The 10798-nt window shown below is 49.1% G+C and carries 12 protein-coding genes and 1 pseudogene; all 13 read right to left on the bottom strand.

Annotated features, from left to right (window positions below; all coding sequences use genetic code 11):
• On the bottom strand, positions 1-153 hold a 153-nt coding region (locus tag QZ506_RS05995), incomplete at its 3' end, for a helix-turn-helix domain-containing protein (protein WP_291969785.1).
• 169 nt (positions 154-322) lie between these two features.
• Positions 323-1285 carry a flagellar hook-associated protein FlgL gene (gene flgL, locus QZ506_RS06000; protein WP_291969742.1) on the bottom strand — a complete coding sequence of 321 codons (963 nt, stop codon included), beginning with the start codon at positions 1283-1285 and terminating at the stop codon, positions 323-325.
• A 30-nt stretch (positions 1286-1315) separates the two neighbouring features.
• Positions 1316-3004 carry a flagellar hook-associated protein FlgK gene (flgK, locus tag QZ506_RS06005; protein WP_291969744.1) on the bottom strand — a complete coding sequence of 563 codons (1689 nt, stop codon included), beginning with the start codon at positions 3002-3004 and terminating at the stop codon, positions 1316-1318.
• Positions 3005-3123: 119 nt separating this feature from the next.
• The gene (gene flgJ / locus QZ506_RS06010) at positions 3124-4095 is read right to left on the bottom strand and encodes a flagellar assembly peptidoglycan hydrolase FlgJ (RefSeq protein ID WP_291969746.1); all 972 of its coding nucleotides are present in this window, start codon (positions 4093-4095) and stop codon (positions 3124-3126) included.
• On the bottom strand, positions 4095-5204 hold the full coding sequence (locus QZ506_RS06015) for a flagellar basal body P-ring protein FlgI (protein WP_291969748.1): 1110 nt from the start codon (positions 5202-5204) through the stop codon (positions 4095-4097). Before QZ506_RS06015 ends, flgJ begins: the two co-directional genes overlap by 1 nt.
• Before the next feature lie 20 nt (positions 5205-5224).
• Positions 5225-5938, bottom strand: coding sequence for a flagellar basal body L-ring protein FlgH (gene flgH / locus QZ506_RS06020; RefSeq protein ID WP_291969786.1), 714 nt, complete (start codon positions 5936-5938; stop codon positions 5225-5227).
• A gap of 127 nt (positions 5939-6065) precedes the next feature.
• Positions 6066-6848, bottom strand: a complete 783-nt coding sequence (gene flgG, locus QZ506_RS06025) for a flagellar basal-body rod protein FlgG (RefSeq protein WP_291969749.1) — start codon at positions 6846-6848, stop codon at positions 6066-6068.
• 28 nt (positions 6849-6876) lie between these two features.
• Positions 6877-7629, bottom strand: coding sequence for a flagellar basal body rod protein FlgF (locus QZ506_RS06030; protein ID WP_291969751.1), 753 nt, complete (start codon positions 7627-7629; stop codon positions 6877-6879).
• 21 nt (positions 7630-7650) lie between these two features.
• Positions 7651-8883 (bottom strand): flagellar hook protein FlgE, encoded by a 1233-nt coding sequence (gene flgE, locus QZ506_RS06035; RefSeq protein ID WP_291969753.1) that lies wholly within the window; start codon positions 8881-8883, stop codon positions 7651-7653.
• An 86-nt stretch (positions 8884-8969) separates the two neighbouring features.
• Positions 8970-9647 carry a flagellar hook assembly protein FlgD gene (gene flgD / locus QZ506_RS06040; protein ID WP_291969755.1) on the bottom strand — a complete coding sequence of 226 codons (678 nt, stop codon included), beginning with the start codon at positions 9645-9647 and terminating at the stop codon, positions 8970-8972.
• Positions 9648-9664: 17 nt separating this feature from the next.
• The gene (gene flgC, locus QZ506_RS06045; protein WP_291969757.1) at positions 9665-10069 is read right to left on the bottom strand and encodes a flagellar basal body rod protein FlgC; all 405 of its coding nucleotides are present in this window, start codon (positions 10067-10069) and stop codon (positions 9665-9667) included.
• Positions 10070-10097: 28 nt separating this feature from the next.
• Positions 10098-10517: a flagellar basal body rod protein FlgB gene (gene flgB, locus QZ506_RS06050; protein ID WP_291969759.1), complete on the bottom strand. Its 420-nt coding sequence runs from the start codon at positions 10515-10517 to the stop codon at positions 10098-10100.
• 161 nt (positions 10518-10678) lie between these two features.
• Positions 10679-10798: pseudogene (locus tag QZ506_RS06055) on the bottom strand (IS481 family transposase); the annotation flags it as partial.

Below are 10798 nucleotides of genomic sequence, written 5' to 3' on the forward strand. Positions count from 1 at the left end.
AATGCCGCCTTCAGCAGCCAGTTCCTGATAACGGTAAAATGTATCGCGTGACACGCCCATGATCTTGCAGGCTTTTGATACGTTACCGAGTTCTTCGGCGAGATTGAGCAGGCCGGCTTTGTGTTTGATAATGGGATTGTCAGTATGAAGCATGAGAGTTACCTCGCGTTTTGTTTAAGGATCAGACACCCATATCAAAACCGGTAACTCTCAGCCTTTCAAGGTCCAGTGTCAGATCTAGTCGCGACTAATACAAATGACATGCCAAAAGAATACGCCCGGTTTAAGCGTATTCAAATCTGTGCCGCATCACCGTCGTCAATTACCGATTAATCTGGAACAGTGACATACCCGACATATTTTGATATGTGGTATAAGCAGCTTGTAATGAGGCTTGTTGCATAACATAAGTCGAAATAGCAGATAGCCAGTCCGTATCCACTAATGCGCTTTTTGCCTGCGAGTTTGCCATCGTGCGGTCAGCCCCAATCGCATCCAACTGATCAAGTTCTCCTAACTGAATACCGAGCGTAGACTGAACAGACGAGACGTTATTCAGTGAGTTCCGAAGCCCTCTATTTGCCGTATCCAGTGAACTTTGAAGCGATTCACGCGCCGCATTATCACCGTCAGCAATCGGTGTTTTCAGCGCATTGATGGCGATATCTAAGGTAGCAAACAGATCTTTTTGGATAGAACCATCGGGCTCTTTCACTGCATCCCCCGTCGCACTGTTGAATACCTGTGGTCCAATATTACTTACCGTCATGGTGCGACTGGAATCAACTTGTTGCGATATTGCCGTATGACCACCCGTGTAGGTTACTACTTTGGTTACAGGGTGTTGCACATAAGGAGCGGTTGTCGTCTGATAGCCTGCGAAAATATAATTACCATTGCCATCCGTAGTATTGGCAATATTCAGTAATTGTGCCTTCATCACCTCAAGAACTTCGGCTTGAGTGTTACGGTCATCGTTACTTCCAACACCACCGGCGCTGATCACGGTTGTCGAAGCCGAGGTCACCGCCGTGACAACGCTTTCCAGCACGGTCAATTCCAGCGACATATTTTGCCGAGAAAAAGTTCTGGCCAAAGTAAATTGAGAAGTTTCCGCCTGGGCCTGCCCGATCATGACGGCCTGAGAGGCAGCGATCGGATCGTCAGAAGGTGTCGAAACTTTCGTACCGCTGGCTAATTGCTCGCCAGCTTTCTGCCAAATCGACTGACCATTCAGAATACCATTCATATTCTGCTGATATATCATGCTGGTGCTTAAGCGCATGGTATAAGTTCCTCTTTATTCGATCACCAATTAGCTGCGGATAGATAACAACGCGTCAAAAAGTGCCTGTGCGGTTTGAATCACTTGCGCATTGGCCATGTAATACTGCTGGTAACGCATCAGATCGCCATATTCTTCGTCCAGATTGACACCCGATACGGACTGTTGCTGAGCAGTGAGCTGTGTAACAACGTTCTTTTGTGCGGTGCTGTTGATCTTCAACGTGTTGGTCTGGTTACCAATATCACCCACGATACTGGCGTAGGCACCGGTAAATGTCGCGGTATTACCCACAATTTTTTCATTCTGCAACGCCAAGAGTGCCTTGGCATTGGTGTTGTCACTGGGACCACCTGATTCGCCGGGCACTTCGTTGCCATCTTCATCCAGCTTGGTTGAAGCTGTAGCCACTTTATTCGGATCGGTGATGGACACTTTCATATCAATGATGACATCACTTACCGGTTTAAGCAGATAAGTATCACCTGCCGCTGTTGGGGTGGCACCATCTGTAATGGTGACTTCAAGTCCATCAAACGAAAGCTTGCCATCGGCATCCGGAGTCAGCCCCGTTATCGTAGTATTAGTAGCGGTACGCGTGATATCCCATGAAGTGCCATTGAAACGCATCGAATAATCTGTTGCCTGCACCGATTTTGTATCAGTGTAGGTCGCATTTAACACCGCATTACCGGTATTTTTGCTATTTTCGTAAACAACAGGTCCGCCAAATTGGAATAAATCATCACCAGGATCACCGTGATAGTCATACCCGGCTTTATGTTGGGTATTAAACGCATCCGCGAACGCCAGCGCCAATTGGTTGACCTGATTACGTGTAATATCAAGGGGATCCGTTCTGAAAGAAATTAACCCACCGAGCTTACCCCCGGATAAGGTGCTGTCACGGAGCTCACTCACACCAACGGTCGGATCGTCATACCCCACAGCAACACGCTGTGGATTGCTGCTAGAGGGAATCGTCACAAAATCAAAGCTGCGCGTGCTCTGAACCAAGTTCATTCCATTCTTGAGTGACACATTGTAAATAGAGCCATCTTGAATTGTGACGTCCACACCCACCAATTTGTTGAGTTCATCCACCAACAAATCGCGCTGATCGAGCAAATCGTTAGGTTGAGCCCCCTTATTAGCCCACTGCAAACGCGTAATTTCTTTATTCAGATTAGCAATCTGACTGGTGTAGGTATTTACCTGCCCAACCACGCTTTTGATTTCGCTATTAATGCTTGATTCCATGTCACGCAAGTATTTATCGGTAACCTGAAACTGGTTTACCAACCCTTGCGCTTTGCCGATCATTGTTTGACGGGCTGATGAGTCGCCTGCATTATTCGCAACGTTTTGCAGGTTGGCAAAAAATTCCTGCATGGATGTAGAGAGATTGGTTGTACTGCTTGCCAGCAAGTTATCAATTTTCGATATATGTTCGTAGCTGGTAGTTACCGAACTACTGGTGGCTTGTGCTGAGAGCAATTGGCTGGCAATAAATTGGTTATAATCACGATTAATGGATACCAGATTCACGCCATTACCGATATAAACACCGCCTGTGCTTGTTCCTGTGGCCTGTTCAATCAGCGCAGTCTGTCGGCTGTATCCAGTCACCGCCTGATTACTGATATTGTTGCTGACTGCACTCAATGCTGCCTGTGCTGCCTTCAACCCACTCATTGCGGTATTTACCAAATTGGACATGTAAACTTCCTTTCTACAGGCGTGAATGCCGTACACGTTGATAATATGCCGAAAGTGCGTTATTCACTTTCATCGCTGATTCAGGTTATCGGCAAAACAGGGAAAATCTTCAGAAAAAATCAAAATAGTTGGCTTAAATCATGTGTGTAAGCCTTAACTGCTTTTTCACTGGTAATCTTCATTTGTTGAATCATGGTGATCAACTTTTGCGCATACTGAGGATCGGTAGCATAACCTGCACGCTGCAAGGCGTGGGCAGCTTGCTCAGCACTGCCTGCTGCTGCCACATTGCTATAACGTGGGTTGTTGGTCAGCAATTTGACGTAATCACCCAACGCATCCATATAAGAATCATAAACACGGAAGCTTGCCTTGACCTTTTTCGCCACGCCATCTTCATATTCTGTGGTGGTGATTTCGGTAACAGGGCCATCCCAATTGCTACCCGCTTTGATACCAAACAGGTTGTGGCTCGGACGACCATCCGCCGTTGGAATTTCGCGTTGTCCCCAACCGGACTCCAGCGCGGCCTGAGCCATAATCAAGTGATGAGGGATCCCGCTTTGCTGGCTGGCAATCTGCGCAGGCACAGCGAGTTGCGAAACAAAATTGCTGCTGGATAGCGGCAACGCCGAGCCGCTGGAAGGTAATTTTGGCAAGGCTTTACGCACCATCTGCTCTACCTCGGCTGTCGGCATTGTTCTGAGCAGTGTACCGTCAAAACGTAATGGGACTGCTGGAACACTTTCCTCGGCCGTGGTGGAAGAAGGGCTCCCTACGTTCTGCGTAGCCGTAAGTTGCTTAACCATAACATCAGCCAACCCCAGCCCTTTACCAGATGCAATTTGCTGCCCCACCTGCTGATCATACATTGAGGTATAGAGCCGCGTTTGGTCGTTATTGAGCAGCCCATCCTCTATAGAAGCCGAACGCATGCTTTTCATCATCAGTTGAACAAAAATGCCTTCCATCTGGCGCGCTACTGCCCGAATTCCCTCTTTGTTTTGCGGATCGGTAGAAACTTCGCGCTTGAGTGAATTGAGTGACTGCGCGTCATACGCGGCATTATTGAGGGACTGAATATCGGCCATTAGATGATTTCCAGTTTAGCACGCAGACAACCTGCACTCTGCATTGCTTGTAAAATCGACATCAACTCCATCGGTGTCGCCCCCAATGAATTCAGCGCACGCACTACGTTATTCAGATTGGCGCTGGCATTAACCCGCTGTAATGCACCGCCACCCTGCTGGAGTGATATTTCGGTTTGAGGAGTGACTACGGTTTGCCCCCCCGCCAACGGCGTATCTGGTTGGCTTACAACATGTTGCTGGTTGATAGTGACAGAGAGATTACCCTGCGCAATCGCACAACTTTGCAATGTCACTTCACGGTTCATCACCATTGAACCGGTGCGAGAGTTAACGATAACCCTGGCATCCTGCACACCGATATTCACATCAAGATTCTGTACGTCTGCCAAAAATCGCACCTGAGAACTACTGCCACGCGGGGCGATCACCTGAATAGTACGTGAGTCAACTGGCGTGGCGCTGCCCCCCAGACCGGAGCGATTAATGGCATCACTCACACGCTGCACCATGGAGAAATCATCCTGCTTTAATTGCAGCATGATCAGGTTGGATGCACCAAAGGTCGAAGGCAGTTCCCGCTCAATCACTGCGCCGTTAGTAATGCGACCGCCCGCCAATTGGTTGACTTGTACGCTGCTACCGCCGGCGGCCGCACCTGCGCCGCCGACCAGTACGTTACCTTGCGCCAACGCGTAGACCTGGTTATCCACCCCTTTTAACGGGGTCATCAGTAACGTGCCACCGCGTAAACTTTTGGCATTGCCCATTGAAGAGACAACCACATCAATGGATTGCCCAGCACGGCCAAAGGCCGGGAGTTTTGCTGTCACCATCACTGCTGCCACGTTTTTCAACTGCATGTTAGTGCCTGCCGGCACAGTGATACCCAACTGTGACAACATGTTGGTCAGGGTTTGCTTGGTAAAAGGTGTTTGCATCGTCTGATCACCAGACCCATCAAGCCCCACAACCAAACCATAACCAATCAGGGAGTTTTCCCGCACGCCTTGTATATCGACAAGGTCACGGATCCTGTCGGCCTGCGAACTCGCAGGCAGGAAAGCCACCAAGGCTAACATCAGGCTAAAAAACGACGCGATCCGCATTCGGTACCTCTTCACTTAGCTTAGAACGGAGAAACGTTGAGGAAGAAACGCTGCAACCAACCCATGTTTTGCGCTTCATTGATATAACCGTTACCCACATATTCGATACGGGCATCGGCCACCTGAGTCGAAGGCACAGAGTTAGTACCGCTGATGGTTCTCGGGTTCACAACACCAGAGAAGCGTATAAATTCGGTACCTTGATTGATGGCAATCTGTTTTTCGCCCACAACCTGCAAGTTACCGTTCGCTAACACCTGCCCCACTGTCACCGTAATAGTGCCACTGAAGGTGTTGTTAGCATTGGCTCCACCTTTGCCGGCAAAATCATTTTTGCCTGAAGCTTCAAGGTCAGCGCGATTATTACCTAATGGACCTTCCAGATAGCGCGGTACAGTCGTCACACCAAATGACGAGGAGCCGTCGCGGCTGGCAGAAGCCGACGAGCTCTTACTTGCACTTACATTTTCCTGCAGAACAATGGTCAATATATCACCCACATTTCTCGGGCGACGGTCTTCAAACATCGGCTGATAGCCATAATTCATAGGCTGAACAGCCTGGAAGATAGATCCATTTGGCGCTGCAGTCGTGGGTGGCGCTGGTTGCGCGGACGTGGGGCCGTTAACAACTTTATCATAAGGAATATAAGCGCAACCACTTAGCGTAAAAATCACGACCAACATCAGAGATTGCGGCTGGCACAACAACTTGGTAACCGGCCTTTGCATCATCATCACTACGGATATCACCTTAAAAGGTTGCCCATTTATTCATACTCAACGGGGCAATGACAGAATAAACCGGATATCAAATGTATTGCCGTTTTATCCACACCATCGCCCCGTTAATCGCCCAGTTTTACAGCTGGGTCAATTTCTGCAACATCTGATCGGAGGAAGATATAGCCTTACTGTTGATTTCATACGCACGCTGCGTCTGGATCATTGAGACCAATTCTTCTGCCACGTTGACGTTAGAGGTTTCTACAAATTTTTGACACAACAGGCCAGCCCCGTTCAAACCAGGGTTGATTTCATTGGGCGCACCTGAACTGGTGGTTTCCAGATAGAGGTTTTCACCAATGCTTTCCAAGCCGCTGTCATTGATAAAGGTCGCTAACGTCATTTGCCCAATCTGGTTCGTTGCCGTCTGCCCTTGCAACTTGACACTGACAACACCATCGCGACCAATGGTGAGTTCCGTGGCATTGGCAGGAATCGTGATGGCTGGCTGAACCAGATAGCCACTTGAGGTTACCAACTGACCATTACCGTCCAGTTGAAATGCGCCGTCACGGGTATAAGCCGTCGTACCATCAGGCATCTGCACTTGGAAAAACCCTTGCCCATTGATAGCGACATCTTTGGAGTTTCCGGTTTCCGACATCCCACCCTGAGTATGAATTCGCTCAGTAGACACTGGGCGAACCCCGGTACCCAATTGTAAACCAGAAGGCAGCGTTGTCTGTTCCGACGACTGAGCACCTGGCTGGCGGATGGTTTGATACATCAGATCTTCAAACACAGCGCGTTGACGTTTAAACCCATTGGTGCTGACGTTCGCCAAGTTGTTGGAGATAACGTCCATATTGGTTTGCTGTGCGTTCAAACCGGTTTTTGCAATCCACAACGAACGGATCATAAAGCAACTCCTTCACGCAAATGGCGTGTTAGCTTATTGCCAATAGTTGATTGGCACTCTGTGCATTAGTGTCGGCACTGCTAATCACTTTCATCTGCATGTCAAAGCGACGTGAGTTAGCAATCATATCCACTAGGGCACCGACTGAATCGACATTGCTGCCTTCAAGTACGCCGGGCATGATTCGTACAGTGGGGTCATTCTGTAATACGTTGCCGCGCTGCTGCTGGGCCGCTTGGGTCAAACGAAATAAACCGTCGTCAGAACGCGTTACTTCTTTCCCGGTTGCTTTCACCAGTTTCAACCGACCTAGCTGAGCTATCGTATTGGGAGCATCGCCTGCATTGAGTGAGGAGATAGTACCATCAGCGGAAATACTGATTTGCGCATTGGGTGGAATCTCAATCGGGCCGCCGTCTCCAACGACAACGCGCCCCTGGATGGTCAACTGACCATCAGCATTGATCTCCATATTCCCATTGTGAGTATAGGCTTCACCATTCGCGGTTTGCACTGCCAACCAACTCTCTTTTGGCAGTGCAATATCCATGGAACGCCCGGTGTAATCCATCACACCTTCCGACATATCCGCCCCTGGCGTAGAGGCCACCACCAGAGTACGCGTTTGTAACGTCGGTCCATTGATAGGTACAGCGCGCAACGCAGCCAATTGAGCCTTGAAACCTGGTGTTGACGCATTCGCCAAGTTGTTGGTCGTGATCGCTTGCTTTTCAAGTGACTGGCTAGCTCCGCCCATCGCGGTATAAATAGCGTGATCCATGGAATATCTCCGCTAAAACGATTAACGCAAGCTGACCAATGTTTGCAGAATGGAATCCTGCGTTTTGATAGTCTGCGCATTAGACTGGTAGAAACGCTGAGCAACGATCATATCCACCAACTCTTTACTCATATCCACGTTGGAACTTTCCTTCATATTGCCAAGCAACGACCCAAGGCTTCCCACGCCAGCCTGCCCGATAACTGGCTGACCAGATTTTTCCGTACTGGACCAAACGTTATCTCCTTGGATTGATAGACCTTCCGGGTTAGAGAAACTGGCCAGCGCAATCTGTCCCAACGGTTGTGTTCTGTCGTTGGAGTATTTACCGGTGATGACACCACCATCACTAACGCTATAACCGACCAAATCTCCGGGCGGATAACCATTTTGCGTAGGTGTTTTGTTGCTGTTCGCACTAAAGTTCTGTTGCACGCTGCCAGCAAAATCAAGCGTGAAGGTCGATGCCAGAGAACCATTCAGTGCCGGTAGTGGGATGGTGCTGGCTCCCGTGACAACCGTCGACTTACCAGTGGTAATCGTCGGTGTCTGCGATTTCAACGCTCCGCTTTCCGTAAACTCCAGTGCAATTTTAGTGAAATCAGCACCTGTTACTGAGCCATCCTGCACGTTTACCGTCCAGGCGTTATCGCCTGTTTTTTCGAAATACAGCCCGATATTATGTGGATTGCCCAATGTATCGTAGACAGTAATCGATCCCTTATAGTTCGCCGTTTCCGGGCTAGCAGGATCGAAGACCTGAACGGCATCGGATGAATTAAGGTTGGCGATAATTGACGCGACAGTCGTCTGTTGAGCAGCCATCGCTGTTTCAGGGATAGTCAACGGTACCGGATCAGCACCTTGCTGAATAACAGGCGGCGTGCCAACAACAGGATAACCGGTCAATTGCATGCCTTGCATATTAACGATATTACGGGTAGCACCATCCAGTGTGAACTGACCATTGCGGCTAAAATACACAGAACCACTACTGTCCTGCACACGTAAGAAACCATTACCTCTGATTGCAACATCCAGTGCTCGTGAACTGGAATTTAGTGAGCCATCACAGAAATCCTGCAATGTGGACGAAACCTTTGTTCCTAAGCCAGTACCACCAGCAAACATATCTGCAAATGCAATGGTACCCGTTTTAAATCCCACAGTTGACGAGTTGGCAATGTTATTGCCAATTACGTCCAGCTGTTTCGATGCGGCATTCAAGCCGCTAACCGCTTGATAAAAACTCATGGTGCTCTCCGGATGAGTCGGTTAATTCATGCTTCAGAACCAGGTTTCGAGGTAGGCCAGATTCTGTGCTCAATGCTGTCTTTCAGTTACAAAATCTGCCGCACATCATCCAAGGTCGCTTTGCCTTGCAGCCCCAAATCCAATTGGGCACCAGAGTCATTGCGAACAACCCCATTAACCAAGGCATAACGTAATGGCTGTACAGTTTGTTGAGCCCCATTCGTGCTGGCCGCAACAGTAAAGGTATAGGACCCATCAGAAGCAGCAGTACCGTCTGCCAACTTGCCATCCAAACCCCATGAATGCACACCGGCGGTTAGCGCACCAAGTTCAAGGGTGCGCGCCACCTTACCTGTACTGTCAGTGATGGTAACAGTGACGTTTTCAGCCGCACTTTCAAGCTCAAGGCCAAACGGTGTGCTGGTATCATTACCCACCAAAATCTCGTTTCCGGGAAGCATCACACCATGACCAATCAGAGTCGTTGCCTGTATAGACTGGTTCTTGTTGATCTGCCCAGAAATAGAACCGAGTGTCGTGTTGAGCTTCTCAATCCCGCTTACGGTGTTCAACTGCGCCAACTGACTGACCAATTGATTGTTGTCCATCGGGTTACTGGGATCCTGATTCTTTAACTGAGCGACCAGCAGCGTCAAAAATTGATTATGTAGATCAGCACTGGTGTTTGCCGTTACGGAGTTTGACGAGCTGCTGGTACTGCTCGTCTTACTGGCGGAAGTGGTATCATTAATCGTTACCGACATTTATACGAATCTCCCAGTTATTGCCCGATAGTCAATGTTTTCAGCATCATCGTCTTCGTTGTATTCAGCACCTCGACGTTGGCCTGATAACTGCGCGATGCAGAAATGGTGTTGACCATCTCCGCGACCGGGTCCACGTTTGGCATACTGACATAACCTTGCCCATCCGCTAACGGATTACCGGGTTCATAAACCAGACGCGCAGGGGAAGGGTCTTCGATAACGTTGGAGACTCGCACTCCTCCCGTTGCCTGACCTGCCGGAGCATTTACTTCAAAAACAACCTGCTTGGCACGATAGGGTTGCCCATCTGGGGCAGTCACACTGTCTGCGTTCGCTAGGTTACTTGCACTGACATTCAAACGCTGGGATTGCGCTGAGAGTGCGGAACCGGAAATATCAAATATGCTTAGCAGTGACATAACGCCTTAGCCTCCTCTTCCATCACCCTCAGGATGAACCTGATTGCAGTACTGACATCATGCCTTTGATCTGACCACCCAATACGGTAAGACTGGTTTGATATTTCAGGCTGTTGTCGGCAAAATTGGTACGTTCACGATCCATATCAACGGTATTGCCATCCAGGGCAGGTTGATCGGGAACGCGATACAGTAAATCAAGTTCTGGCGGCTGAAAGTTCTGTGCCGGGATATGACGAGTGGAGGTGGTTTTCAACGCAATCCCCGTGCCGCTCACTCGGCCTTGCTCCATCACTTTTTTGAGCTGGCTGGAAAAATCGATATCGCGCGCCTGATAACCCGGCGTGTCAGCATTGGCGATATTCGCCGCCAAGATTTCTTGTCGTTGGGCACGCAGATTCAACGCTTCCTGTTGAAACCGGAATGAGGCGTCAAGTTTGTCGAGCATGCTCCCTCCGCAAATGAGAATTTGGAGTTGGTAGGATAATTCCTATGCTGATACAGCCATCGCGAGAATAAGCGTGAAATGCAACGCTATTTATTGCCTTAACGCTACTAGCTCAGACCTGATCTGACAGTTACCGATTACTTATACAGGTGTCTGTCAGATTACATCTGGTTCAGATTCTTTTCTGCCCAGATCCGTTTTCCATCGAGTAAAGTGGCCATCGGCGTACGCCCGCAGCACATTTTTCCCTGATGAGTTCGCTCATTATTGTAATGCCACAA

Source organism: Candidatus Symbiopectobacterium sp., assembly GCF_020054415.1.
In the GTDB taxonomy this organism is placed as follows: Bacteria; Pseudomonadota; Gammaproteobacteria; order Enterobacterales; family Enterobacteriaceae; genus Symbiopectobacterium.

Bases quoted from the DNA above. Each gene is read 5' to 3' on its own strand.
- flgL (WP_291969742.1), bottom strand. From the start codon at position 1,285: ATGCGCTTAAGCACCAGCATGATATATCAGCAGAATATGAATGGTATT.
- flgK (WP_291969744.1), bottom strand. From the start codon at position 3,004: ATGTCCAATTTGGTAAATACCGCAATGAGTGGGTTGAAGGCAGCACAG.
- flgJ (WP_291969746.1), bottom strand. From the start codon at position 4,095: ATGGCCGATATTCAGTCCCTCAATAATGCCGCGTATGACGCGCAGTCA.
- QZ506_RS06015 (WP_291969748.1), bottom strand. From the start codon at position 5,204: ATGCGGATCGCGTCGTTTTTTAGCCTGATGTTAGCCTTGGTGGCTTTC.
- flgH (WP_291969786.1), bottom strand. From the start codon at position 5,938: ATGATGCAAAGGCCGGTTACCAAGTTGTTGTGCCAGCCGCAATCTCTG.
- flgG (WP_291969749.1), bottom strand. From the start codon at position 6,848: ATGATCCGTTCGTTGTGGATTGCAAAAACCGGTTTGAACGCACAGCAA.
- QZ506_RS06030 (WP_291969751.1), bottom strand. From the start codon at position 7,629: ATGGATCACGCTATTTATACCGCGATGGGCGGAGCTAGCCAGTCACTT.
- flgE (WP_291969753.1), bottom strand. From the start codon at position 8,883: ATGAGTTTTTATCAAGCGGTTAGCGGCTTGAATGCCGCATCGAAACAG.
- flgD (WP_291969755.1), bottom strand. From the start codon at position 9,647: ATGTCGGTAACGATTAATGATACCACTTCCGCCAGTAAGACGAGCAGT.
- flgC (WP_291969757.1), bottom strand. From the start codon at position 10,069: ATGTCACTGCTAAGCATATTTGATATTTCCGGTTCCGCACTCTCAGCG.
- flgB (WP_291969759.1), bottom strand. From the start codon at position 10,517: ATGCTCGACAAACTTGACGCCTCATTCCGGTTTCAACAGGAAGCGTTG.